23 protein-coding genes are annotated in these 26,616 nt (G+C 39.0%); 12 read left to right on the top strand and 11 right to left on the bottom strand.

Going from position 1 to position 26,616, the window contains the following annotated elements; genetic code table 11:
* Window positions 1–65 precede the first annotated feature (65 nt).
* Genes EHQ58_RS07120 through EHQ58_RS07105 form a run of 4 tightly spaced genes read left to right on the top strand, consistent with a single transcriptional unit; the run spans window position 66 to window position 4,642 of the window.
* Window positions 66–920, top strand: a complete 855-nt coding sequence (locus EHQ58_RS07120; protein ID WP_167883562.1) for an LIC11113 family protein — start codon at window positions 66–68, stop codon at window positions 918–920.
* A complete protein-coding gene (locus EHQ58_RS07115) occupies window positions 913–2,373 on the top strand; it encodes a S1C family serine protease (protein ID WP_135623186.1) in 1,461 nt (486 codons plus the stop codon). The genes EHQ58_RS07120 and EHQ58_RS07115 overlap by 8 nt, the downstream gene beginning before the upstream one ends.
* Entirely contained in the window at window positions 2,363–3,730 is a 1,368-nt protein-coding gene (locus tag EHQ58_RS07110; protein WP_210412788.1) for a PDZ domain-containing protein, read from the top strand. The genes EHQ58_RS07115 and EHQ58_RS07110 overlap by 11 nt, the downstream gene beginning before the upstream one ends.
* A 24-nt stretch (window positions 3,731–3,754) precedes the next feature.
* On the top strand, window positions 3,755–4,642 hold the full coding sequence (locus tag EHQ58_RS07105; protein WP_135623185.1) for an ATP-binding response regulator: 888 nt from the start codon (window positions 3,755–3,757) through the stop codon (window positions 4,640–4,642).
* On the opposite strand, the gene EHQ58_RS07100 is transcribed toward EHQ58_RS07105, so the two are convergent.
* Window positions 4,639–6,114, bottom strand: a complete 1,476-nt coding sequence (locus tag EHQ58_RS07100; RefSeq protein ID WP_135623184.1) for a hypothetical protein — start codon at window positions 6,112–6,114, stop codon at window positions 4,639–4,641. The genes EHQ58_RS07105 and EHQ58_RS07100 overlap by 4 nt on opposite strands.
* On the opposite strand from EHQ58_RS07100, the gene EHQ58_RS07095 reads away from it, so the two are divergent.
* The gene (locus EHQ58_RS07095) at window positions 6,074–6,697 is read left to right on the top strand and encodes a hypothetical protein (protein WP_167883561.1); all 624 of its coding nucleotides are present in this window, start codon (window positions 6,074–6,076) and stop codon (window positions 6,695–6,697) included. The genes EHQ58_RS07100 and EHQ58_RS07095 overlap by 41 nt on opposite strands.
* A gap of 3 nt (window positions 6,698–6,700) precedes the next feature.
* Here the strand turns inward: EHQ58_RS07095 and EHQ58_RS07090 are convergent, their stop codons facing one another.
* Window positions 6,701–7,978 carry an oligosaccharide flippase family protein gene (locus EHQ58_RS07090; RefSeq protein ID WP_135623182.1) on the bottom strand — a complete coding sequence of 426 codons (1,278 nt, stop codon included), beginning with the start codon at window positions 7,976–7,978 and terminating at the stop codon, window positions 6,701–6,703.
* On the bottom strand, window positions 7,965–8,972 hold the full coding sequence (locus EHQ58_RS07085) for a phosphatase PAP2 family protein (protein ID WP_135623181.1): 1,008 nt from the start codon (window positions 8,970–8,972) through the stop codon (window positions 7,965–7,967). Before EHQ58_RS07085 ends, EHQ58_RS07090 begins: the two co-directional genes overlap by 14 nt.
* 71 nt (window positions 8,973–9,043) lie before the next feature.
* Between EHQ58_RS07085 and EHQ58_RS07080 the strand changes: the two genes are divergently transcribed.
* The 3 genes from EHQ58_RS07080 to EHQ58_RS07070 all read left to right on the top strand — a co-directional run bounded on the left by EHQ58_RS07080 (window position 9,044) and on the right by EHQ58_RS07070 (window position 15,038).
* Complete coding sequence (locus tag EHQ58_RS07080; RefSeq protein ID WP_210412787.1) at window positions 9,044–9,856, top strand: lysophospholipid acyltransferase family protein; 813 nt, start codon at window positions 9,044–9,046, stop codon at window positions 9,854–9,856.
* A 92-nt stretch (window positions 9,857–9,948) separates the two neighbouring features.
* On the top strand, window positions 9,949–13,323 hold the full coding sequence (locus EHQ58_RS07075; RefSeq protein WP_135623179.1) for a methylmalonyl-CoA mutase family protein: 3,375 nt from the start codon (window positions 9,949–9,951) through the stop codon (window positions 13,321–13,323).
* A 14-nt stretch (window positions 13,324–13,337) separates the two neighbouring features.
* Window positions 13,338–15,038, top strand: a complete 1,701-nt coding sequence (locus EHQ58_RS07070; RefSeq protein ID WP_135623178.1) for a hypothetical protein — start codon at window positions 13,338–13,340, stop codon at window positions 15,036–15,038.
* Window position 15,039: 1 nt separating this feature from the next.
* Here EHQ58_RS07070 and EHQ58_RS18710 read toward each other — a convergent pair whose 3' ends face one another.
* Window positions 15,040–16,518, bottom strand: a complete 1,479-nt coding sequence (locus tag EHQ58_RS18710) for a transglutaminase domain-containing protein (protein ID WP_167883560.1) — start codon at window positions 16,516–16,518, stop codon at window positions 15,040–15,042.
* 167 nt (window positions 16,519–16,685) lie between these two features.
* Here EHQ58_RS18710 and EHQ58_RS07055 point away from each other — a divergent pair, with 167 nt between their 5' ends.
* The 3 genes from EHQ58_RS07055 (at window position 16,686) to EHQ58_RS07045 (ending at window position 18,361) form a co-directional block, all read left to right on the top strand.
* The gene (locus tag EHQ58_RS07055; RefSeq protein WP_167883559.1) at window positions 16,686–17,093 is read left to right on the top strand and encodes a MarR family winged helix-turn-helix transcriptional regulator; all 408 of its coding nucleotides are present in this window, start codon (window positions 16,686–16,688) and stop codon (window positions 17,091–17,093) included.
* Between the two features lie 92 nt (window positions 17,094–17,185).
* Window positions 17,186–17,617, top strand: coding sequence for a nuclear transport factor 2 family protein (locus tag EHQ58_RS07050; protein WP_135623174.1), 432 nt, complete (start codon window positions 17,186–17,188; stop codon window positions 17,615–17,617).
* 45 nt (window positions 17,618–17,662) lie between these two features.
* Window positions 17,663–18,361, top strand: a complete 699-nt coding sequence (locus tag EHQ58_RS07045) for an RluA family pseudouridine synthase (protein ID WP_135623173.1) — start codon at window positions 17,663–17,665, stop codon at window positions 18,359–18,361.
* A 3-nt stretch (window positions 18,362–18,364) separates the two neighbouring features.
* Here the strand turns inward: EHQ58_RS07045 and EHQ58_RS07040 are convergent, their stop codons facing one another.
* The 4 genes from EHQ58_RS07040 to gcvT are packed head-to-tail and all read right to left on the bottom strand — an operon-like array spanning window position 18,365 to window position 23,143.
* Window positions 18,365–18,697, bottom strand: coding sequence for a (2Fe-2S) ferredoxin domain-containing protein (locus tag EHQ58_RS07040; RefSeq protein WP_135623172.1), 333 nt, complete (start codon window positions 18,695–18,697; stop codon window positions 18,365–18,367).
* A gap of 6 nt (window positions 18,698–18,703) precedes the next feature.
* Window positions 18,704–21,598, bottom strand: coding sequence for an aminomethyl-transferring glycine dehydrogenase (gene gcvP / locus EHQ58_RS07035; protein ID WP_135623171.1), 2,895 nt, complete (start codon window positions 21,596–21,598; stop codon window positions 18,704–18,706).
* Window positions 21,599–21,613: 15 nt separating this feature from the next.
* On the bottom strand, window positions 21,614–22,006 hold the full coding sequence (gene gcvH / locus EHQ58_RS07030) for a glycine cleavage system protein GcvH (RefSeq protein ID WP_135623170.1): 393 nt from the start codon (window positions 22,004–22,006) through the stop codon (window positions 21,614–21,616).
* Between the two features lie 18 nt (window positions 22,007–22,024).
* Window positions 22,025–23,143, bottom strand: a complete 1,119-nt coding sequence (gene gcvT / locus EHQ58_RS07025) for a glycine cleavage system aminomethyltransferase GcvT (RefSeq protein WP_135623169.1) — start codon at window positions 23,141–23,143, stop codon at window positions 22,025–22,027.
* 98 nt (window positions 23,144–23,241) lie between these two features.
* Here gcvT and EHQ58_RS07020 point away from each other — a divergent pair, with 98 nt between their 5' ends.
* Entirely contained in the window at window positions 23,242–24,261 is a 1,020-nt protein-coding gene (locus tag EHQ58_RS07020) for a zinc-binding dehydrogenase (RefSeq protein WP_135623322.1), read from the top strand.
* Between the two features lie 317 nt (window positions 24,262–24,578).
* Here EHQ58_RS07020 and EHQ58_RS07010 read toward each other — a convergent pair whose 3' ends face one another.
* From EHQ58_RS07010 to EHQ58_RS07000, 3 genes are read right to left on the bottom strand one after another with little or no spacing between them, the layout of a single operon-like run.
* Entirely contained in the window at window positions 24,579–25,160 is a 582-nt protein-coding gene (locus EHQ58_RS07010) for a hypothetical protein (RefSeq protein ID WP_135623168.1), read from the bottom strand.
* 58 nt (window positions 25,161–25,218) lie between these two features.
* Window positions 25,219–26,361, bottom strand: coding sequence for a suppressor of fused domain protein (locus EHQ58_RS07005; RefSeq protein ID WP_135623167.1), 1,143 nt, complete (start codon window positions 26,359–26,361; stop codon window positions 25,219–25,221).
* Window positions 26,361–26,597, bottom strand: coding sequence for a hypothetical protein (locus EHQ58_RS07000; RefSeq protein ID WP_135623166.1), 237 nt, complete (start codon window positions 26,595–26,597; stop codon window positions 26,361–26,363). The genes EHQ58_RS07005 and EHQ58_RS07000 overlap by 1 nt, the downstream gene beginning before the upstream one ends.
* Window positions 26,598–26,616 lie beyond the last annotated feature (19 nt).

Genomic DNA, 26,616 nt, shown 5'->3' with positions numbered 1-26,616 from the left:
GGACATTTCAATTCTAAGGGTATCAAAAACCGATATTAAAGAAGACGAGTCGCAGAATGGAACCATTGAAACTAAAATTATCCCTAACATTACTCCTTTTGTTCTATGGTTTGACTCCCGGTCCCATACTTAGCAAGTCAACCTTGCCATTGTTACATGAAGTATTGGGAGACAGAAACGCCAGCAAAGGTTCTCAGCAAGATATGATTCATAAATATCGATCTGTCAATTTACCTTTGAGTGATGCTTCGAATTGCCATCTGCAGAAAACGAGAGCCATTTCAACCGTGTTTTATTATGGGATCAATTGCGATGGAAATCTTCGAGAAGGTCTGATATTTTTTTCTAGAGAAAGAAGGAAAGATACGATCCAGGATGGTTTTTTTCGCTTACTTGGTGTGGAACGTATCGGTAAACGAGACTATATAAAAATATCTTTAAACCAAAGTGAATCTAAAAGTTTGGATAACGGTGGTTATGCAAGTGATATTGAATTTAACTATCTGAAAAAGCCTCCTTCGAGATTAAAAGTGGAAAAGCAAGAAAAAATTGCCAGGGATCATTTATCAAACGCTAACCTAACCTATTTTCGCACCATTGCTTTTGACGAAAATAGAAGAAAGGAAGCTCCAAGTGGTTTGGAAATATTTTTTGATGCGTCTTGTCCTTTAAAATTTAAAGAAATCGATGAAAGTTTTTATTGGGATAATACCATTTCCTTTGTATTTGAGATTTCCTGCGTGAAAAATTCACCGTATGCAATTCTACGGGTACCTGGAAATAAACGAAATAAACTTATGGCTTCTAATCATGAAGCAAAAACACCCGAAAAAGGGGATTCATTTTTAGCCAAAATCAAGCTAAGAAAAATAACAAACGAACAGGCGTATTGGGAAGATTTTAAGATATATTATGAATAATTTATTACTAAAAATAATTTTAGCTGCATGTGCACTTACTTGCTCTACTTTGTTTTCTCAATCAAGCGAGGAAGCACCGACATGGAATATTTTTCAGACAGTAGTACAGGTTCGTAACGATAGTTACATTTCAGAAAATAAAATCCAGCCTTGGATGAAAAAAAATCTTAGTACTGGATTAGGTTCAGGTGTTGTGATTGGAAAGAATTTGATCTTAACCAATGCACATGTGGTTATGGATGCTAGTCGAATTACAGTTCGTTTGAATGGCAGCCAATTGGATTATGCTGCTCGGGTTTTATTTTTGGGATTTGATTGTGATTTAGCGCTTCTTGAAGTAACCGATAACGAATTTTCTGAAAAAACAAATGTCATTTCCTTGGCAGATTCCATGCCAGTACTTGGATCGGAACTTTTAGTCTTAGGTTTTCCAAACGGTCAAGATAACCTAACCGTGGAAAAGGGATCGATTCTACGCTATGAAAAAAGTAGATATAGCTTCTCTGGTTTAGATTTTAGAAATGTGATTAAGATTAATGCCAATATTCAACCAGGAAATTCTGGCGGACCAGCCATTCAGAACGGCAAAGTCATTGGTGTTACTTTTCAAATCTCAAAAACAGGTAAGGATGTGGCCTATCTGATCCCAGTAGATATCGTCCGACACTTTCTAAAGGATATCCGTGATGGTAAATATGAAGGATTTCCAAATCTCGGTTTTACTTTTCAGAGCGGAGCGCCTGTTAGCTTGAAATTGGGTATGCGAATTCCAGGCGAGGAGAAGGGTGTATTCATCAATCGAATCTATCCAAATTCCTCATTTTCAAAGATTTTAAAAGAAAAAGATTTTTTGGTATCGATAGACAATTTGCCAATCTCCGTCGAGGGTGAGGTTTCCATTGGTAAACAAAAAGAGTCAATCGTTGACTATATTGAAAATAAACAAATGGGCGAAACGATCGCCATCGAAGTCTACCGTTCCGGTAAAAAATACCAGGGGGAGACAAATCTCCAGAAAAATTTTGCCTTAGATCTCTACCGAGAGACCGCAGATGATTATTTATTGGCAGCCGGGTTTGTGTTCCAACCGATTTCCCGATCTTTTTTTAACAGCGATGATGGTGATTTAGATAGTTCTATAAAGTATCATTATAGTTATTTCATACAAGATCTTTTATACCGATACACGAATCGCGATGTAGTCCTTAGTTTTATTTTTGATGATCCAGAAATTTTAAAGTATAAAAAATATAAATATAAAGTCGTGGAATCTATCAACGGAATGGTGCCGAAAGATTTAGAAGATCTTAAAAGAATCTGGCAATCTCATGAAAAAGATTTTGTAATTTTGCGATTTCGTGGGATGGAATTACCCATTGTGCTTGCTTCAGAATCCATAAATCAAATCAATGTGCGGGTGAAAAAGAGATATGGTGCCAATAATGAAAAGTAAAATGATTCTTTTTATCTTCGTTTTTTTTCTGATTCAGAATCTATTGTACGCATATGAAATAGAAAATTCTAATTCAGTCGATATTCAAGTAAGCTTTCAAAAAATCAGCCATCAAAATCCATGGTTAGTCGGTGAACCCTTTTCCAAAAAAGGTAAAGCCATACATCTAGGCAAAGGTCAATTTTTTACGGTCACTCTTGCCGCTCAAAAACCGCTTCTTGCTGAAATGGATTCTTATGATTACTCTGTTCCAAAATTAAAAATTACAGCATACGATCCAGAAACGGGGTTTACTTTATTACAAGCTATCGATACGGATCGACTTTCAAAGCAAGTTTTTATAGATGAAAAGTCAGTTCAGAAATCTTGTCGTTCAGGGAAAACAAGATATGTCTCGCTTCCGTTCTCAAAAACACCGCTCAAAGCATTCCTTTTGGAAAAAAAAGAATCAGACGAGCCTAATTTTTCCTTTCAGAATTCCGTCGTATGTGGAATCACCTATCAAGACTTACTGATCCCAACAGAATACATTCGATTTTTCTTAAATGGAAACGGCTATTTCAGGAGCTTCCCTCATCCTGGTTGGATGTACGATGTTCAATTGACACCATCTGAGCGTGCGTACTACTCAAGGGATATCGGCCGCGGAATCTTGGTAACAGATTCTTTTCCTGGCATTGGTCCCGCCTACAGTCTGTTTCCTGGCGATCTTGTGATTGGTATCAATGGAGTAACGCTACAAAATTTAAAAGACTGGGACAAGTATGATCGCGTGATGGATCTAATTCTGCGTGATGCTAAAGGTCAGCTTAAGAAGGCCGGAGCAAAAACAAATTTGATCGTTTATCGAAATCACCAGAAACTTCTTGTGAGCTATCCGCTTGGTGTATATAAAACCGATCACTTCCTGATACCGGAGCAGGCACCGAATCGAAATCCTGTCTATTTGATTGTCGGAGGATTCTTTTTTACCGAGCTCACGGGCTCCTACATCAAGGAATTTGGTTCAGAATACCGAGTCAAATCTGAAAAAAAATTAGTATATCTAACCGATTTTTATCAGAAAAAAACCCATCCGATTCGCGAACGAATTGTCATCTTAAGTAGAGTTTTTCCGTTAGATGGAAATGTCGGATACCAAGACTTCCAAGATTTAATTTTAGAAACAGTGAACGGAGCGCGAATTACTTCCCTTGAACAATTAAAAACAAAAATGGATAGGGAAGATACAAATAGTTTCGCCTTTGAGTTTTCTGGGGGTAAAATTGCAATTTTTTCAAGAAGGGACATTGTCGATTTAAAGACGGAGCTTCAAAACATATATAAAATTGATCGAATTCAAAATTTAGAGGAATAATTTTGACATAAGACTCAATTTTTTATGAAAATCCTATTTGTAGACGACGAAGAGAACATTCGGGACTTGTTCGAAGAATATTTTAAAAGCGAATTTGACGTCATTCTTGCAGATAATGGTCAAACTGCACTTGAAATTGCAAGTTCGCAAAATTTTGATTTAATTATTTCGGATATCAGCTTGCCAAAGTTAAATGGCGTTCAATTTATCAAAAAACTCCGATTCGAAGGAAATCTTACACCTTTTATTGTCATTACTGGAGACAGTGATATCCAACTTGCTATCGACGTTTTTCGTCTCGGTGCTGTCGATTTTTTTCTGAAACCATTCCGCATGGAAGCTCTGCGTGTAAGGATACAAAAGTACGAGAATGCAGAGTTGGATATGGCAGTCCTCTTTAAGAATAATGAGGTGGCCTTCCAAAATTCCGAACTAAATATTGAGATTCATCCAAAAATCAAAAATATCAACAAATATGTAGCACTCATCATTCAGCATATTCAATCTAATCCTCACGTAAAAGATGACGATTTATTATCCATTAAGGTTGTTTTGTATGAACTCCTAGCAAATGCAATAGAGCATGGAACCGCTGGTATCAGTTATAAGGAAAAGCAGTTAATCTTAGAATCAAATAATGATTATTTTGATGTAGTTGATAATCTTTGTAAGAAGAATGAGCGTAAGATTTTGATTTATTTTAGGATTGATGATAAAGGTATCGTGATTAAAATTACGGATCAAGGTAAGGGATTTGATTTACACGATATTCCGAGTCCGATCGATGACCCTCGGGGAAACTTACTGAATGGTAGGGGAATTTTTCTTGTTAGGATGAATATAGATACGATATCTTATAATCAATCTGGTAATGAAGTCACAGTCACAAAATCTTGGTCTTCCGTTCATTAAAACTGAAAGCCAGCAGAAATATAAACACGAATAAACTCTTTTTGTTTTTCCAACTCAGAGAAAGGTTCTGATATATAAGTAATTTTCTGATTAGAATCTACTTTTGCATAGCAGAAGGATGCCGAGGTAAATCCGTTTAGAGAATTTTCAAATTTTTGAGTCAGTTTCAGAATGAATTCTGTGCCATTTCCCATTTCAGAACTGGAACGATTTAGATAAAGATCTCCGCGTAAATTTGTAAAAAGGTTCATTCCCCATTGTAAACCAAACATCCGCATGCCTTTATTTTCAAAACCAGGTTTTCCTTTTTCGGAAAATTCGTAAAAGATTCTATCATTTGGAAAATAGACAGATTGGTAAAGTAAGAAAGACGAATACCCACCTAAGACCCTTGGCTCAGCAAGTGGAGCCGCAAAACCGTTGCTATTGGAATCGGTTCGGTTTGTATTATCCTTTGAAGTATAAAGACCTCCAATGCTCCAAAAAAAATTAGAGTATAACCCGTGGATAGCTGTATAGGCAAGCGTGGCATTTGTCGCGATGGAATTTTCAGTCCAAGGTGCAGACTTAATTTTCCTCTCACCTATCACTCGAATGATAGCGAGATCAATATTTGCCTCATTCCAAAATTTCATGGATCTAAATTCCAGTCCAGTATAGGAAAAGGAACCGTATTGATTCGTCGATTCAAAGTTCGAAGATTGTTTCGCAATGTTTGGTTCATCATACCGATAAAAATAAAACTGAAGGTTTTCCCAAAATAAAATCTCCTGAGAACGCAAAGCGATGCCAACAAGTTCTTTCCGTTTATGATTCCAAGCGCTGGGCTTTAAAGATTCTTCATCGGGTTTAAAGTTTAGAGACTGGATGGAAATGCTCAGGCTTTCATTCGATTTTATTTGGAATTGACCAAAATTGGCCATACCATTGAAAAGAAAACCAAAACCATCGAGTCGTTGCCAACCTCGACCACCCTCTAAGGACAGTTTCAATGGATGTAAATTCATCGCATAACTGACAATACCTTCGGCATCCCAGACACTGGTTCTTTCCCGATCATAAACTCTGGACTCTCGAGATTGCAGACGAGGTCCAAGGGAAAAGGAAACTGTTTGAATTCCCGATTTATAAATTAAATTTACCTCAGAATTTCCTGATCCAGAAAACGTATACTTTCCTGCTTCATCCTTATCTGTCCCGCCTTTCTGAGATCGAAAGTTCCCCCCCGTAAAAATCTGATAAAAGGAATAGAAACCCGGAGCGTAATCTTTGGAAAATGCGTCGGTACGAGTTTTCGTCGTTACCTTTACTCTCCCCCAATCATTTTGAGCTGCAAAATCATCAAATGTATAAGCGGCATAAGATTCAGCGATCAACTCTGTGGAAAAAGTCCAAAGAAGTAGGCCAAATACTCCGATCTTAAGAGAGAAAATGAAAATGCTTGCGCGATATAAATATCTTGGACTTCTCATTTTTCCCCTTGTGATTCTTTTTCTATCCTGGCTGGAAGCTGACACTCGTTTTTCAAGAGATTTAAGCGGATTTTTTCCTTCCGATCTCTTGAGCAAAAAAGAAAGGGTTCTTTACTTCCTTGGAAATGAGGATAAAGAAAATAAACTATCACAGAGGCAGAAAAAAGATCTAGCTAGTGCCATTGTTCGCTCAGCGCAACGCCTACCTTTACCCGACGGAACTTTGTTAGGTGGATTTAGTCCGAACATTGAACTATTCTTGTATACTTGGGCGAAAAACAGGACAAACTTTTCTGCCTTTGCTTCAAAATCTAACAGAATCGGAATTCTCGGATTATCTCCTGAGAAAATCAAATTATTGGAATCAAAGGCAGGTGCAACGATAGATCGAAATTTTGATATATATAATTTTAATATTCAGTATAAGATTGCTCTGATATTATATAAAGAATTATTATCTTCTGGATTGAACGCAAAAGACGCATATTATGCCTTGTTTGACATACCATCTAACTCTAACGATTGGGAAAGATTAGAAACATTTTATGCTGAACTTCACAAAAAAGTCATTCCAGAAAATTGAAAATCACTTTCTGAAAAATGCCATAAAATATCCTACCAAAATCAACCATGAGACGATCTGACCAAGAAACATGGATATAGCAGCACCGTTGGCTCCGTTGTCAGGAATGATGAGATAATCAAACATAGCACCAAAAAGTAATCTCAGTAGAGCTAATCCTGCTAACATTCTTGGCTGTCCTAATGCGAATAATGCGGTGCCTAGAGGTGCAAAAACTAATTGTAACAAAAAATTTGGATATAGTATTTTAAAAACTGAAATCGAGTTTGAGTATTTGGCACCAAATAATAAATTTAGAATAGGTTCGGCAAGTAAAATCCCTGGCAGGAGACAAAGGGCAATCAAGGCACCTAGCATCACTGCCTTTTTTAAAAAAACAGGAAACTCATCAGAATCAGCAAGCCTAGAAAGCTTAGGATAAATGATTGAGTTAAAAGTAGCTAATATGATGACAAATCCACTAAACAGTTGCAATGCGGTACCGTAATCTGCGACGGCTTCAGGACTGTGGTACTGATTTAGAAAGAAAACTTCTAGACGATCTGAAAGTATCGCGAATATGGAAGCCGTAAATGCCCAAAGATTGAAAAGGATTAATTTCTTTTCGCTCTCCCTTACTTCTTTCGCGGGAGCAGACCATGTGATCTCTTTTCCACCAAAAAAGAAAAAAAACAAAAACAAAATGAAAATTGGCGAAATGGCAAAAATGGTTAAGATATCCAGATAGGTAAGTGGATGAATGGATGTTTCGGCAATGAAATAAAGAATCGTAAGTCGAAGGATATTAGGAAGCGGGTTCCAAAGTGACAAGGCTATATATTTTCTGTAAGAAATAAATAGACTTTCAAAATAAGATATAAAGGAGACGATAATTCCACCAAACAATAATACTACGAGAACAAGATAGTTTTCAAGCGTCAAAGCAAAAGATATCAGAGCAAGGATCGCGAGAGCTAAAAAGGAATAAAACTTGATTCGAAGAGATGCTCTTAGTATGGCTCCTGGATCTTCTCCTTTATCAGCAAGCGGAGAGATGTATTTGATGAGAGCATTTGGAAGTCCAAATTCGGCGATCGCAAGCACAACAGGCAGTAAACTCAAATAGAATTGAAATTTTCCATTTTCTGTTTTACTAATGAGGTTAACGGAGTAAATCATGAAGGCTAGGTTCATGATAGAGGAAAATGCCTTAGAAACACTGACGAAAAAAGAGTTTTTTAAAACTCCTTCACGTCTCAGTTCTGCCTTTAAGAGAGTGAATACGTTTTTAATTCTCTTCATCTTTCACTTTCAAAAGAAATTTTCCACCAGCTATACTTTGCAATACGACAGGAAAGAGAAAGACCAAACAAAAACTAATCAAAAAATATCTCATGTATCTGAGAAATAAATCCTCTTTCCATATGCTATTCTTTAAGAATTGTGATGGCAATAAATAAAATACAACGATGATCACTGTCAGGACAGCTAAGCGAATAAGGATCCCGAGATAATCAATTTTTCCATTCGTAAAAGGCAATCCCCAGTCTAAAAAATGTTCTTTAGAAAATTTTGGATAAAATAACAATCCCATCCAAAAGCCAGCTAAGGCTCCGGCAGATGTCATAGCACTGGAAAGACTAAAAAAATGTTCACTTGAGGCAGAATTTGAATCTAGCAAAATAATAGATAGTGTGAGAAGCATCCCGATTAGTGAGAGCGTACGATGCTTGTCAGTTTGGAAAAAGTAATGTTTGAGTTTCTTTTGATCTAAATGGCGAATTAAAAATAAAATGATCATTAGGTGAATGACGCCCAGAACACATCCTAAAATCACATCACCCAAAAAGTGTAATCCTAGATACATTCTTGAAAAAGGCGTAAAGATGATGATACAAAAACTCATTGCACGAAACCAAATGTTCCTTATGCGATATGCTAATAATCCCCAAACGACAACGGCTACATAAGAATGTCCAGAAGGCAGACCGAAAGCTTTTTCTTCAAAATCTGGTGGATAGGGGTAGGGACGGGGACTTTCGAAAAAGAACTTTGCAAGCGCGATGATGATACCAGCAGTGAGAAGACCGATGGATAACTCGAGGGCGAGTTTTGGTCGAAACATTGTATAGGTTAGAGAGATGAGGATTAAAAAAAATAGGGTACCACCCAGATAATGGCAGATCAGAGACAGAATCTGGAGCAGGCTTCCAAGTTCACCGTCCATCCCATGCAAAGATTGGAGGGTTTCGAGAGAAAATAGGATCGAATCGGAAAGAAAAGGAGTCACTTGCATAGGATTTTCCTTCTAGAGTGAAAATCCAACTTGATTTCATAAAGTTTTATTTTCATATAAGAGCTGTTCTTATGGATGAAAAACAAATTCCGAGTTTAGAGAGCTTATTTGTCATTCCGCGGGAAGTTCCTAAAACGATATTGCGGAACCTACTAGAATTAATCTACGATGTAAAAGTCACTGGATCAAAATTCATTCCGGAAACTGGCGGTGCTCTCATCATTTCCAACCACACTGACTACCTGGATGTCCCTGTCCAAGGGACCTACACAGATAGGAAAATCGTCTATTTAGGGAAATACGAGCTCTTTCACCCTCAGGAAGACATCCTCAAATACATCAATCATCCAAATTCTCCCTTCCATTTCCCCCCTCTCAGTTTTACTAAGCCCTTAGTGGAAGCGGGTCTTGCTTCCTTGGGAGGAATTGTGAAGGCAAACCTTCTCAGTTGGGGCGGAACTCCCATCATCCGAAACGCGGCGAGTGATTCGGAAATGGACAAACGAGCTGCGATGGATTATTATGTGCAACTCGAGGATTATATGGTTGGCCTCATGAAATCTGGCGAAGTCCTTTCCATTTATCCAGAAGGAACACGCTCTGACTCGGGAGAAATGGGGCATTTCAAAGCAATGGCGGCAAAGCTTGCGATTCGAGCAAATGTGCCGATCATACCATCAGGCATTTCTGGTGCCGGAAATATGTCCAAGCCCATTGCATTTTTAACGGGAGCCGCGTTTAAGACCAAAATTCGTTATAATATTGGCAAACCGATCCTACCTTCCGAATTTCCAATAGGTCCTGAGAAAAAGGCAGCGAAAGAACTTACGGATATGATGGAAAAGCGTGTCAGGGAGCTCATCCACGCACCTGAGTCTGATTAACGAATCGAACTTCCGTAAGTTCTAAAAGTACTGATGAGAAGTTTCAATTTGCAATTGAATCTTCTCATTTCTTTTGAGATACCTGTTCTTGTATGACACAGGAACTCTCTCCCTATACTCCCAAAAACAAAATTCGCTTTGTAACTGCCGCCTCGCTCTTTGACGGGCATGATGCTTCTATCAATATTATGCGAAGGATTCTGCAGCAGAGTGGAGTGGAAGTGATCCACCTCGGGCATAATAGAAGCGTAAAAGAAATCGTAGAATGTGCCATTCAAGAAGACGTGCAAGGGATCGCGCTCACAAGTTACCAAGGCGGTCACGTTGAATATTTTAAATATATGATCGATTTATTAAAGGAATATGGATCGCCACATATACGAGTGTTTGGTGGCGGAGGGGGAACCATACTTCCTTCGGAAATTTTGGATCTACATAATTACGGTGTTACACATATTTACTCTCCTGATGAAGGAAGAACCTTGGGCCTGCAAGGTATGATCAATGATGTGGTTCAAAAATCTGATCATCTCACGCCGCTTTCCTTCAACGGAGATTTGCATTCACATGTAATGAAACGAAATCCCTTGGCGCTCGGTCAAGCAATCACGCAAATGGAGTTTTCCTTATTAAAAGATTCTGCCTCCTTATCTATAAAATTGGAATTTCCTCCTTCACTCAAGACCATTCCAGTCCTTGGAATTACGGGAACGGGAGGTGCCGGTAAATCCTCGTTAACCGACGAACTCGTGAGACGGTTTCTAGCTGACTTTCCAGAAAAAAATATAGCCATTCTTTCCGTGGACCCATCTAAACGAAAAACGGGCGGGGCACTGCTAGGCGATAGGATTAGAATGAATTCTATTTTCGATAAACGTGTGTATATGCGATCCTTTGCAACACGTGAAGCAAATATCGCGTTGAATCGAAGCGTAAAAGGTGCGATCCAAATATTAAAATCTGCAGGATTTGATTTGATCATTGTGGAAACAGCTGGAATAGGACAAAGTGATTCCGAAATCACCGAGGTTGCAGATACATCTTTGTACGTTATGACGCCTGAATATGGTGCAGCCACTCAGTTAGAAAAAATTGATATGATCGACTATGCCGATTTTATTGCGATCAACAAATTTGATAAGCCTGGTGCACTCGACTCTCTACGTGATGTTAAAAAACAATACCAACGTTCCCGTCAATTATTTGATAAATCGTTAGAGGAAATGCCAGTCTTTGGAACCATAGCCTCTCAATTTCAAGACTCTGGGACCGATGAATTGTACATTCATCTCATTGGTCAAGTGATTGAAAAAGCAAAATTGGATTGGAAATCCAACTATCAAAATCTTAAATCGAAAAATCAAATCTCAGTCGTGCTACCTCCTGACCGAGTCCGTTACCTTGCAGAAATCAAGGAAGAAATCGAGAGAAACACGCAATTGGTCGAAAAGCAAGCTCAGATCGCGAGAGGCGCCTATCAAATCAAAGGTGCCATCGACATTCTCGCCAAGAACGGCAAAAATACAAAAGACTTAGAGAACGAATTTCAAAATCTTTGGAATCTACTAAATTCGGAATCAAAAAACCACATAGAAGAGTGGAAATCACGAATCGATTCTTTTAAAAAAGAGCACTATAGTTATTTTGTCCGCGGCAAAGAGATTAAAGTAGAAAACTTTACGGAATCACTCAGCCATATTAAAATTCCAAAAATCGCTACACCACGTTTTGTGGATTGGGGTGATATCATCCGTTGGTCAGGCCAAGAAAATTTTCCAGGCTTCTTTCCGTTCACCGCAGGGGTATTTCCATTTAAGCGTAGTGGTGAGGACCCCACGAGAATGTTTGCGGGAGAGGGCGGCCCTGAGAGGACAAATCGTAGATTTCATTATTTAAGTGCGAATATGCCCGCCAAACGTCTGTCTACTGCTTTTGACTCTGTAACTCTTTATGGAGAGGATCCAGACCTCAGACCAGACATCTTCGGCAAAATCGGAAATTCTGGAGTAAATGTTGCCACCCTCGATGATGCAAAAAAACTCTATTCCGGGTTTGATCTCTGCGATCCCGCTACCTCCGTTTCTATGACCATTAATGGTCCGGCACCTATGGTACTCGCATTTTTTCTGAATGCTGCGATTGATCAGACCTGTGAGAAATATATCAAAGAACAAGGATTAGATGATCCGATTCAAAAACAGATAGATAAAATCTATCGCGAGAGAGGCCAAAATCGTCCAAAATTTGATGGAGAGTTGCCTAAAGGAAACACCGCACTCGGGCTCGAATTACTTGGCGTCACGGGGGATGAGGTTCTGCCAAAAGAAGTCTATGAAAAAATAAAGAAAGATGCCCTAGCGAAAGTTAGAGGAACGGTTCAGGCAGACATACTTAAAGAAGACCAAGCTCAAAATACCTGCATTTTTTCAACAGAATTTGCTCTAAAGATGATGGGAGATATCCAAAGTTATTTTATCGAACAAAATGTCCGTAACTTCTACTCCGTCTCTATCAGTGGTTACCATATAGCGGAAGCAGGTGCAAATCCTATCACACAGGTAGCCTTTACGCTTTCCAATGGATTTACTTATGTTGAATACTATTTAAGTCGTGGGATGAAAATCGATGATTTTGCTCCTAACCTATCTTTCTTTTTTTCTAATGGGATTGATCCCGAATATTCGGTGATTGGGCGAGTTGCCAGACGAATTTGGGCAAAGGCCATGAAGTATAAGTATGCGGCAAATGATCGTTCGCAAATGTTAAAGTATCATATCCAAACTTCAGGAAGATCCCTTCACGCGCAAGAAATTGACTTTAATGATATCCGCACCACACTCCAAGCTCTATACGCAATCTATGATAATTGCAATTCTCTCCACACAAATGCCTATGACGAAGCGATTACGACACCAACGGAGGAATCTGTAAGGCGGGCTGTAGCCATCCAACTGATTATCAATCGAGAGTTAGGTCTAACAAAGAATGAGAATCCATTGCAAGGCGCCTTTATTATTGAGGAACTCACTGATCTCGTTGAACAAGCGATATTAGAAGAGTTTCATCGAATCAGCGAAAGAGGTGGTGTCCTTGGAGCCATGGAGCGCATGTACCAAAGGAATAAAATTCAAGAAGAGTCACTGTATTATGAAACATTAAAGCATACAGGTGAATATCCCATCATCGGTGTCAATACATACTTGAATCAAAATGGTTCACCCACAATCATTCCTGCCGAAGTGATTCGTTCCACAGATGAGGAAAAAACCAAACAGATTACGAGTTTAAATGAGTTTAAAAAGCGCAATCAAGACAAGATTTCTTCCGCGCTGGGAAGATTAAAGGACTGCGCGCGCAATAAGAATAATGTATTTACGGAGCTTCTAGAAACGGTGAAGGTGGCTTCTCTTGGTCAGATTTCGCAAGCCTTATATGAAGTTGGTGGCCAATATCGTAGAAATATGTAATCAGAAGGTTTAAAATGATTTCTTGGGAATTGCTAAAAAAACATAAACTGGGCATACCACTACTTTGGGACATTGCTATGGTTTTCATTGTTCTTGGAAACCTAAGTCTCATCATGTTTGATTTAACGTATCTTTGGCTACGTCCCTTTTACTTTGAAAACTTCCCAAAGATTCTAGAAATTTACGATGAGCCCATTCTTGGGATTGAACCTCATCGGACTACACAAGCTTATACTGGTTATATTGATGACCTAGTTTATTTGACAAAACTAAGAGATGCAGATTTTAGAGAGAGCCAAAGGAAAAAAACAAGAGAAGAAATCTATTCTGTTCTGCAAAATCTAAAGACGGTTGTTCAAAGTGAGAAATTTGATCGGTTGTACACAGAATTTGAGCAAAGCTTAAACATTGCCGATGCGGATTTGCGGCGAATTAAAATCGAAAGTATATTATTTCAATTGAATGATTTTTTTAGTGTACTTGAAGAAACCGACGATATCAATGATTTGATCGAACTTTCGGAGAAATATAGTTTTATCAATCGGTTGAGTTTACCTGGTAAGGAAGCCGCAGAGATTCAGAAAATCCTCATTGGTATGGATAAGAAGATGCTTGAAATTGTTGAGACCAATCCTTTTGCAATGTCGGGACAAAATGAGAACTTTTCAAGCATCCAAGAGAGAATTAAGGCCGAATACCAGGCTCATAAAACCAAAGCGAGGGATATAAAGGTTAGGCAGGAGCTTGATGCATACTTAAATCGAGATCGCATCCCCTCAACAGTTGTAGCCTTTTCCTGGTTTTGGAGGGATTCAAATCGATCCATTGAAGATAAGGTGGCTTTTTTTAATAACAATCTGCGCATTTATTTTGATTTAAATTACTATCGTGCGATCGCACCCGATGGAAAACCTGTAAATCATTATCTATTGTTAGATGCACCTTTCCTTGCGTTTTTCTTAACTGAATTTGCAATCAGCTGGTTTTTAGCAATTAGGAAAAAATCTTACATTGCCTGGTTTCTATATCCCGTATATCATTGGTATGATGTTTTAGGTTTGATTCCGATCGTTGAATTTAGATTCTTTCGATTGGTGCGTGTATATAAAATCTATCTATTGCTTCAGACAAATCAGTTTACAAGAATATTGGGAAACGACTTAATCAGTCGATCAATTCGGTATTATAGCAATATCATTAAGGAAGAAATTTCTGATCTAGTCACCATACAGATATTAACGGAAGCACAGAATGAAGTAAAATCAGGAAATTCATTGGATCAATTTGTCGGCGCCATTGATCAGAATCGAAGTGAATTGAAAAAAGTTGTTATCAAAAATTTAGTAAAATCAGCACAAAATGAAAATTTGAAGGCCCTGATCCAAAATCTTGTCACGGAAGTTGCTGAAAGCAGTGCAAATCATCTAAAACCCATTTCCTTACTTCCAAAAGAATTTCAGATCAATCTGACAAAACAAATAAGTCTTGGGATCTACCAGGCTGTGTCCAGGTCAGCTGCTGCACTTTCTCAAGATCCGATGGGTCAGAAATCTATCGAAAAATTGATCGATTATATGATCGATGAGATGATTTTATTCGCGCAAGATCCCGACATGATCAAGTTAAATACTAACATCTCCGTTGCCTTAATTGAAAATATGAAGAAAGGCATCGCGGAAAAAAAATGGATTAAGGCCGATATCGAAACGAGCTAATTCATTTCGTAGGTGGCGGACCTCCTGATTGTACTTTTTTAATATAATCAGGAGCTTTTTTTGTACTCTCCAGTTTTAGGCTACGGGAGGCAATGCGATTGCCTGTATTTTGGACCCCAAAGCTGATCGTATCACTGCCACTTCCATTCCAAAAGAACCAAACACTATCAATTTCCCAGACACCATCCTCGCTTAGTACAGCTGCATCTTGTTTCGGATTTCCCGCCGTAAAAGGAATATAGGAAGTATTGATCACACCAAATAACTGTTCCGATTGTGGATCGTGGGGAAACCATTGGTTTTTTGAAGCATCATAGATTTCGAGAATGGAGTGAGGGAGTGCTGGTGCTGGATCTGCCCACGGTCCGATTCCGTACAAACCTCGGACAGGTATTTTGAGTGCACGTAACATGCCAATGGCGATATAAGTAAAATACCCACAATCACCTGTTCCTTGGTCTAGCCATTCTTTCACGGAATCTCCGCTGACTCTTTCTCCATAAGTGTAATGCGACCTAAGATAAGAAAGGGCCAAGTCTGCTTTTTCTCCAAGAGTTCGTCCATTCGCAGTGATTTGATTTACTTTTGCGATAAATTCAGGGTCTTCCAATGCAAACAGACCATCTCGATTTTCACTTGCCCAAGCATAGTTTTCGTCTCCTGCTCTTGCTGCTTTTAATTTGGCGGGTCGCGAAGTCATGCTCTTGAGATTTTGTTCTACTTTGAATTTCAATTGAATGGTCTCTGGCCATTCCTCGCTCTGTGATTTTTCAATTTCAAAAAACTGATTGCCTCGCTTTGCAATACGAGTCGTTTTCAAATTCGCAAGGTCGGAAGTAAGTTCTGCAGAAATCAGTTTTTGGTAAGGCCTATCGATCGGGATTGTCAGCCGTAATTTATTTCCATCTTTTATGTTCCAGGAAGAGAGTAACTTTGTAAGTTGTACATTCCAATCTATAGAGATGATTTTCGGTGATAGTTGGTCGCGGATCCATGAACCTTCTGGTGCATATTGTAACGCTTTGTTCGTATCACCTTTAGAAAAATAGAGCCAAGCCAAGTTTTCGGTAAACCAAGTTGACGGAATTTTGTTTAAGCTTCTAAGATTTGCCTGAGCCTTTAAATTTCGAGAAATGGCCTCATCCAATTTCCGTAAATTTTCTAAACAAACAATGGTTTCTTTGAAAGGAAGTTCATCTGCTTCGGAATTGAGGTCCCATGATTTTTCTAAATAAGGTAACGCTGCCTCGGGATTCTGCAGATAAGATTTTAGCGTATAACCAACCATAAATGGTCTAGACCAAACATTTGGTTCTAGAGAATTTGCTTTATAAAATAAATCCAATGCTTCCTTCGGCTTATTTTTGTTATATAGAAGGTCGATCCCTTGGTTGTAAAATTCAGCTCCGCTTTGAGAGAAAACGGTAGCAGGTATCAATAGTAGAGGAAAGATAAAAAGGAGGATTTGTTTTCGAATCATAAGGATCTCCACATATTTTATGAGAGGCATTTGCTGATAGCTTATCGATTTTATATGCTTGAGATAAAGATTTCAATCAAAAATATCTGAAATTCGTTCTAGTTTAAGTTTTGACAGATTCATATTTCCTAAATGTTGTGAAATCCATGAAAATAGATTGGAACCAAATGGAATCAGTAGTTCTTCTGATACGCGCTGGGCGCATTGCCGTTGAACTCTTGGAAAAGGAGATTGTACCTTTAGCGATTTCTGTTCCACAGCTGAGCATTGTGATCAGTCTTTATGAATGGGGGGAGATGACTGCCTCGAGACTTTGTGAAATTACGATGCGAGATAAAGCAAATATCAGCAGTCTTTTAAAGAAGCTTGAGACAGCAGGCTTGGTTCAGATGAAAAAAAATACTTCGGATGCTCGCAGTTCTTTTCTCTCATTGACAGCAAAGGGTAAAAATACGGCAGAATTAGGTTTGAAAGCAGAAGCCAAGGTATCGAAACAACTTCAGAAAATGTCAAACAAACACCCCTTTCCCAAAGAATTCCTCGTCGAAATGATTCAAAAAAACAGCCATTCTTAAGTGAAAAAAGATTCAAAAAAATTGGTAAAAACGAATTGACTTCATATAGTTAGTATGCAAACTAACTATATGATTAAATCTAGGAGTTTAACATGATCAATCAAATTCTAATATTACTAACAATGGTGGTATTCGGAGTTGCGGTCTCAGGCCTTGCAGCCAGTGACGAATCCGAAATCAAAGATAAGGTAGCACAATTCCTAAAGGCAGGCGATGAGCAGGATCCAAATAGTTTGGAAGCGATATTGCATCCTGAATATCGCATCACAGTTGCCTTTCCAGGTGAGAAAAAAGTAACCATTTTGACAAAAGAAACCTACATGCAAATGCTGAGGGATAAAAAATTAGGTGGGCATAAACGAAGTTTAAAATTTGAAGACGTTTCCATTAAGGGAAACGTGGCAGTGGTTCGTACGCAGTTGCAAAGCGATGTTATGAAATTTTTTACATTTTTCTCATTCATCAATGTGGGTGATGGTTGGAAGATGATCAATGATTTGCCATATGCTGAAAAATTAAACTGAAAAAGTATCGAACAGATACAACGGTTTGATTTCATTAGTTCTTAAGTGAGCAAACCATCGAAATCAAACCAACGATTTTTACCAAAAGGTTTATCAATAATCTATGAGGATAGAGATATTCTGGTCATCGATAAACCTGCAGGATTACTCACTATGTCGACCGATTCAGAAAAGTCGAAAACCGCTTACGCTTCATTGACCGATTACGTGAAAAAGGGAAGCATCCGATCTCCACATAGAATTTTCATTGTACACAGGTTAGATCGTGATACATCCGGGTTACTGATCTTTGCAAAAACAGAAATAGCCAAATCGAAATTGCAAGAATCCTGGGATCAGACGTCAAAAAAATATATTGCTGTAACACATGGTAAATGGAAGGAAAAATCTGGTAGGATAGACTCTTATCTCACGGAAAATAAAGCTCAAGTTGTTTACTCCGTCAAAGATCCAGCTCTCGGCAAACTTTCAGTTACGGATTATAAAATCCTCAAGGAAACGGAAAAATATTCATTAGTAGAAATTGATCTTCTCACGGGTCGAAAAAATCAAATTCGAGTTCATTTTGCGGAAGCCAAACATCCAATTGTTGGTGATACAAAATATGGTGATGCTACAAAAAAATACCAGAGAATGGCGCTACATGCTTTTTCGATCAAATTCAATCATCCGTTTTCAGGTAAAGAAATGTATTTTGAAAGCCCCATCCCTCCCTTTTTGACAGGACTTGTGGGTGGTCTTTAAACTTTACTCTGACGTATCCACTGTTAGATGGCTGTATTTATCGGGAACATCTGCCTTGAGATAATGCTCTATCAAGATATCAATATCTGCTTCAGTTCTCAATTTGAACCATATTCCCTCGGGATAAGACACCTGTATCGGACCGAGTTCGCATCGGTCTAAACAGCCTGATCTTTGTACCCTAAACTTATAAGGAAGGCCAGCTTTCGCGGCCTTTTGTTTGAAAATTTTAATCAATTCTGGTGAACCTTGATTTCCACATGACACCCGTTCTCCGGGAGCCCTTTGGTTGTCACAAATGAAAATATGTTTCTCGTAGAATCGTTTTTCTGACATGTTTCTTTAGGAAACGTAATCTTCCATGGGAATGCAGGAACACATGAGATTTCTGTCACCGTAAACATTATCAACTCGCCCCACACTTGGCCAAAATTTGCGGGAACGGATCCAAGTCAGAGGGTAAGCCGCTCGCTCTCTAGAGTAGCTGTGTTTCCACTCATCAGCAATCACCATCTCTGCGGTATGAGGTGCATTTTTTAGAGGATTGTCCACTTTATCGAGAACTCCCGTTTCAATGTCTTTGATCTCTTTTGCAATCGAAAGCATGGCATCAATAAATCGGTCTAACTCTTCTTTGGATTCTGATTCTGTTGGTTCAATCATCAAAGTGCCTGGCACCGGGAAGGACATGGTTGGAGAATGAAAACCATAATCCATCAACCTTTTTGCTATATCTTCCACTTCGACACCAGAATCCTTTTTGAATCCCCGCATATCAATGATGCATTCATGAGCAACTAATCCTTTATTACCTTTATAAAGCACAGGAAAGGCAGGAGAAAGTTTTGTTGCCACATAGTTTGCATTAAGAATGGCAAGTTTGGTCGCATGCTGTAAACCCTCAAAACCTAACATCGCTATATACGCCCAAGAAATGACAGTAATGGAAGCTGATCCCCAAGGGGCTGAAGTGACAGCACCTTGTCCATTATTGGAACCATTTTCAATCATACTATGGCCAGGTAAAAATGGAGCAAGGTGTTCTGCGACACCAATGGGACCAACTCCAGGTCCACCACCACCATGAGGGATACAAAACGTTTTGTGCAAGTTTAGGTGACAAACATCAGCGCCAATGTCTGCGGGTCTCGTGAGACCTACTTGCGCATTCATATTGGCTCCATCCATGTACACTTGGCCACCATTTTCATGGATGATAGAGCAGATCTCTTGAATGGATTCTTCGAAAACCCCATGTGTAGAAGGGTATGTAACCATAAGAGCACCGAGGTCTTTTTTATGTTCGATTGCTTTTTTCTTTAGGTCTGCGACATCAATGTTTCCATTTTCATCACAGGCAACGACAACTACTTGAAAACCTGCCATCACGGCTGATGCAGGGTTTGTTCCATGCGCAGATACGGGAATCAAACAAACATTTCTGTGGTTGTCATTTCGACTTTGGTGGTAGCTTCTAATTGCAAGCAGACCAGCATATTCTCCCTGAGAACCAGCATTTGGTTGTAAGGAAACTTCTGCAAATCCCGTAATTTCACAGAGCCATTTCTCCAATTGACCAAAGAGTGTTCGATAACCTTCGGTTTGTGATTCGGGAACAAACGGATGGAGAGTTGAGAGCTCAGGCCAAGTTACAGGATACATTTCCGTGGAGGCATTTAACTTCATCGTACAGGATCCGAGTGCAATCATAGAAGTAGTTAAGGAAAGGTCTTTTGCTTCTAATCTACGAATGTAACGTAACATTTCTGTTTCCGTATGATAACTGTTAAATACTGGATGAGTTAAATATCCAGACTTTCGTACAAGTGATTCCGGAATGGCCCATTCGTCTTTTTTTGACAACTCTTCGATTGAAAAATGGAGAGCTTTGTTTTCGTTGAAAACTTGAAGGATGTCTTGGATGTCTGAGAGAGTCGTAGTCTCATCCAAAGAAACACTGATCATATGCTGAGAAACAGAACGTAGGTTGATTTCTTTTTCTTCCGCAAAATGAATGATTTCTGAGGATGTAACTTTCGTGAGTTCCACACGAATCGTATCAAAGTAGGGCTTCGATACAACTTTGAAACCAAGTTTTTCAAGACCAGTTGCAAGAAGAGTCGTCATATGATGGACTCTTGATGCGATTTGTTTTAATCCTTCAGGACCATGATAAATCGCATACATAGAAGATAAAACCGCGAGCAAAACTTGCGCAGTACAGATATTAGACGTCGCTTTGTCCCGGCGGATATGTTGCTCTCGCGTTTGAAGGGCTAACCGATATCCTGGTTTTCCTTGAGAATCTTTGGAAACACCGATAAGTCTTCCTGGCATATTGCGTTTAAATTCTTCTTTTGTTGCAAAATAACCAGCGTGAGGACCGCCAAAGCCAAGTGGTAGACCAAATCTTTGAGTATTGCCAACAACAACATCAGCATTCATTTCACCTGGTGGTTTTAATATGGTGAGCGCTAAAATATCAGCAGCGACAATGGCTTTTGCACCAACACTATGTAGGCTTTTTATGAAATCAGTATAATCAAAAATCGTTCCATCTGTAGACGGGTACTGTACGATGGCTCCAAAAAAATCAGAAGAGGGCACCATCTTTTTAAAAGATCCAACGACTATGTTGATACCTAGAGGAATGGCACGAGTACGTATGACATCTAATGTTTGATGGTGGATGGATTGCGATACAAAGAAGGACTTTCCTTGCGCATCGTCTTTCATTGCAAAGAGCATGGACATGGCTTCCGCTGCCGCAGTTCCTTCATCGAGTAACGAAGCGTTTGCGATTTCCATACCCGTCAAATCTGTGATCATGGTTTGGAAATTGATGAGCGCTTCCATTCTCCCTTGGGCAATCTCGGCCTGGTAAGGAGTGTATGCTGTATACCAACCAGGATTTTCCAGAATGTTTCTTTGGATGACGGGTGGCGTGATGCAAGCATTGTACCCAAGTCCTAAATAAGACCGAAACATCTTGTTTTTTGAAACGATCTTTTTTAGAGCTTTTTGAAGCGCATACTCGCCAAGAGGTTCTGTTAGTTCTAACGTTTTTTTGAGACGGATATTTTTAGGAACAGCATCATCAATGAGCGAATCCAAATTTTGATAACCAATGGCACTTAGCATCTCTTGGGTGCGATGATCATCAGACCCAACGTGTCTTCTTAAAAATGTATCGCTAGGTAAAAAGGCGGAGGGAATGGATTTGGATTCTGATTTCACTGACTGCTCCGAAACTTAATCTAATTTGGAAACGTATTCTTTATACTGAGAGGCATTTAAAAGGGAGCTGAGCTCCGCTGCATTGACACCTTTCAGCTTAACCATCCAAGTTGTGAATGGCTCAGTATTCACATTTGCTGGATTTGATGATAAAGATCCATTTGTTTCAACAACCTCACCAGAGATAGGTGAATATAAATCTTCAGCGGCCTTAACTGATTCAATGGTTCCAAGGCTGTCTTTCTGGTTGATTTTTTTGCCAACTTTTGGTAAGTCGATGAATACGATATCACCGAGAGCATTTTGTGCGAAATCAGTAATGCCTACGAGAGCCGTATCGCCTTCCATTTTTACCCATTCGTGCTTTTCTGTGTAGTAATAGCCTTCTAATGCTTTCGTTTCTGCCATGTTAATTCTCCGTTTAATTTATTTTGAAGTATTGTTTCTCACGCTTCCCTTAACAAAGGGAGCAGTTTCGACGATCGCTTGTTTTTTCGCACCACGAATTTCAACAAGTATCTCGGTTTGGTTCTTAGTGAATGGAAATTCTAACATTGCCATCCCGAGAGATTCCTTGCGACTAGGGGAATGAGTCCCTGAAGTTGTTTTACCGATTTCTTTCCCGTCTAGAGAAAAGATGGGAAAATTTTCCCTAAGAACACCAGGTTCTTTTAAAATAATACCAACGACTTTTTTTGCAGGATTATTTTTTTTCTCCTTTTGGATGCGATCGTATGCAAAATAAGGAATATTTTTTTCTTTAACGATAAATCCAATCCCTGATTCAACGGGAGACCACTCGTCATTGAGTTCATGTCCATACAATGGATACTTTGCTTCTAAGCGCAATGTATCTCTCGCTCCTAGTCCAACGGGAACCAAACCGAAAGACTTACCCACTTCCAGTAAATCCTTCCAGAGTTTTAGACCGAGGGGAATGGAAGTGTAGATTTCAAATCCATCTTCGCCTGTGTAACCTGTGCGTGATAGGATGATGGTCTCACCATCAATCTTGAATTCCATGAAATGATAATACAATAGTGAATTTAATTCACGACCTAGATACGTTTCTAGTATCGCGTTGGCATTGGGACCTTGGAGCGCCAATTGGTGGTAGTCTGCACTTTTGTCCTCAACCTTGCATGTACCACTTGCATATTTTTGTAAATGTTTCGCGACAGCAGGGTAATTTGAGGCATTTGAACAGATCATATATTTTGTGTCAGAAAATTTATAAACAGTGATGTCATCGACAAGACCGCCGTTTTCATTAAGGACCGCATTGTATTGCACTTGGCCGTCATGCATACTTGCGATGACATTGCAGGTGGTTTTTTCCAATAAAGAAAGGATGTCTTCTTCCGATCCCGTGATAAATATTTCTCCCATATGAGAAACATCAAAGAGCCCAGCGTGGGATCGCGTAGCTAAATGTTCTTGGATGATGCCTGTGTATTGTACTGGCATGTCCCAACCACCAAAAGGAACCATTTTGGCTCCTAAATCTCTATGCATTTGATTGAGTGGAGTGATTTTTAATTCCAATTCATTCTCTCTTCGCTTCTTGTGTTTTTTTTAAGCGTCTCAAGTACCATGGAAAAATCTTTTCTTGGCAATGGAATTCGATTTTTTTATAAAAAATGATGAAGAGAGAAGTATATAGAGTCGTGAAACCTGGATCCATTTCAGGTTTAGTCCGTAGAGAAGAAGAACTTAAGCCACCAAACGAAGACGAAGTAACTGTCCATATACGGGCAATTGGCTTAAATTTTGCCGATGTATTTTCCATCTTTGGCTTGTATTCAGCAACTCCGAAGGAATCTTTCATACCAGGACTTGAGTATGCAGGAGAAGTCATCGCAGTTGGTAAGAAGGTAAAAAATTATAAAGAGGGAGATAAAATTTATGGAACCACAAGGTTTGGTGCCTATGTTACACATCTCAACATCCATACAGATACTATTTTTCCTTTGCCTAATGATTGGTCCTTTGCAGAGGGTGCGGCCTTTCCTGTACAAGCATTGACTGCTTATTATGCACTGATTCCACTCGGAAACATTCAAAAATCACAAACGATATTGATTCATAGTGCCGCTGGTGGTGTAGGTCTTCTTGCAAATCAAATCGCAAAAAAATGGAATGCACATACAATCGGAATGATTGGCAGTGAATCTAAGATTCCCATATTAAAAAATGCTGGATATGATGATTATATTCTACGATCGGCATCATTTAAGAAAGATTTGGAACACATCTTACAAGGAAAACGTTTAGATTTGGTACTCGAATGCACGGGCGGTCATTATTTTTATGACAGTTACGAAGCCTTATCTCCCATGGGAAGGCTCATCACCTATGGTAGTGCAGTATTTACGCCTACATCTTCTAAAAGAAATTGGTTACGAATCGCTTATCAGTATCTAATCAGACCGAAAATTGATCCTCTTGCGATGATTTCAGAAAATAAATCCGTCATGGGATTCAATTTGATATGGTTGTGGAATGAAATTGAGACGTTAAAAAAACATTTTGATGCACTTCGCGACTTAAACTTAAGTCCACAAGTGATTGGTGATACGTTTTCATTCGAAAATTTGATCGATGGAGTAGAAAAATTTCAAAAAGGAAATACATTTGGTAAGATTATCATCAATGTTCCGTAGAATGTGTATTAGCAGGGAAAAAAAATAAAATAAATTCCTGTAAAAAATAAAATTTCTTTACATTAAAATTGATATGAATTAATTATGTCGTATCAATCAACTTGAATGCGCCAAGGATTTGAGTTGATTGAAATTAAAGATAAGGACGATCACAATGGTTGCTAAAAAGAAAGCCGCAAAAAAGAAAGCCGCTAAGAAAAAGGCCGCAAAGAAAAAAGCTAAGAAATAACCTTAGCAAGTTTCTTCCTCCGATTCTGTCGGAGTAAGATTGTGTGAACCCGCAAGACCTGCGGGTTTTTTCATTTTAAGGCACGCGGTTACGCGATTGCCCTAGTAAAACCCCTTCTACTACTTGAAAATCCTGTTTTTTTTTCATAATTGGGCCTTTCAATGCCTATAAATTGAAAATGATCCTTCTTATTGATGGAATGGAAGAGCGATTTTAGTAATGAATCTATGTTAGGATGAGCAGCATTCTTATAAACTTTCCGAGAAGCATCCTTTCCCCATATCTCTAAATGGTCCGAATCCGGTAATTTTAAGATGAGAGAAGGCAAATCATAACGTTTCATTAGGATATGGCAAGTATCTTCGAAACCAACTTCGGTGATGCTCGTATGATCAAAAAAGGTTAATAGATATAAAATAGAGGCAGATTCTACTTTTCCACTATCATCAGATACTTTTTGTATCCCATCGAGTGCTAAATACCGTAATCTTTTTGATTGGAGCCATAGTTTATGGTCTTCATGGCGCTTCAGATTCACTTCTTCGGAAAATCTTTTTTGGAAAACGGTCGCGAGGAAAAAACCAGTGGAATCATTTCTTTCCGCGAAGATTCGTTCCAATTCAAATGGTTCGAACTCTAAGTTAAAGTATTTATTGTATGTTTCTGCCATATCACTTTTAGTAACGGACAGAATCTATGTTTTAATCGTACTTTTTATTCCTACAAATTTAGAATTCTAACATTCTACGCTCGGAATCATGATAAAAGGTAAAGCCTTCTTTGCGCCAGGTCTCCCAAAACTTATGTGAGCCTTCTCTCATAAAACAAATGCGTTCTTCTGTCGAAATCGGAGTGAGAATGAGAAAATTGACTCTCTTTCCATTTTCTGAAACGAGTCCATGAAGTTGTGGTACATCTTGATTGCGACTGGAGTCTAGTTCATCCGTGATGTTATTGAAAACAAACCAATTGAAATCTAAGTACAATTGGTCTGGATCCTTTCGTGGATTTTGTATCGTATGAGAATGTCCAAACCAGATGCCAGTATTCCAAGGAAATTTGATCATCTCTCCAAGCGCATGTTGCACCCATTGTTCCGTATGGTCTTCTTCATTTGGATTTAATTTTACTGCGAGCACAAGTTCGATGCGTGCAAAGTCTTCAAATTGTTTGTGATATAACTCTACACTCGGTTGGTTTTGCACACTCATGCCAATGGTTGAAAACACTTTGATTCCAGGATATTCTTCTGGATAAAAGGAGGCAATGCCCAAGGAAGGATACGTTCCTCCATCTGCAGACCAATATTGGTAATGTTTACCAAGCTTTTGTTCTAAGAAACCTAAACGAAGAGTCTGTGCCTTTTTCCAATGATCTTTTTCAGCAGTGGCCTCCCAAAATTTGCGGGAAAGTTTGACTCTCTCAGCTATGACACCATGATCGGAATCGCCTAAGGGAGAAGCTGTGATCGCAGACTCTTTCGCTTCCTTTGCATACCCTTGTATGCCTTTGATACCAGACCAAGGAGGGAGATATGCATAAAGTTCATCGCCAACAAAGAGAGCGACGGCATCACCTTCTTCTGCCCAAATAAAATGAATTTCATCTTCTGTGAGGGAAGGCATTGCCTTGGGATTGTAAACTTCTGATTCGATGAGGATCGGAGCAAGACCAGTTTGAAAGTCGTCTGGATTTCTTTCTTTAGGTGCATCGATCAGATTTCGTATCCATAAAGATTTCATCTTCCATTCGGGATTGTTATGAGATTGAAGGTAGAGATAGATCGTCCGGCCATCATCTTCAAGAAAAGCGGTGAAAGAACCGTAAGGATTTGCCTCTTGGTAGAGAACCTTGGGGGTATTTGGGTTCATTAAAATTTATGAGGGACGTTTCGTTTTTTATAGATAGAAAGGAGACGTTCGATTTCTTCATCCATACCTTTTTCAAAATAAATATCGGGAAAATAGGAAGAGGCATTCCGAAGTCCAATCAACTCAGGTTCATTCCATTTGCGAAAGCCCTTGAGGGAGTTCCAGACTTCATCTGTGATGGGTAAGGATTGTTTCTTTGAATCAAGAAAGGTTTGAACCGCGCGTGTTGGAGTCATTCTTCCGTATATACTTTGC

Source organism: Leptospira ognonensis (assembly GCF_004770745.1).
GTDB classification, from domain to species: domain Bacteria; phylum Spirochaetota; class Leptospiria; order Leptospirales; family Leptospiraceae; genus Leptospira_A; species Leptospira_A ognonensis.
Note: the sequence above shows the minus strand (reverse complement) of the source record. Positions and strands in the feature narration are given on the sequence as shown.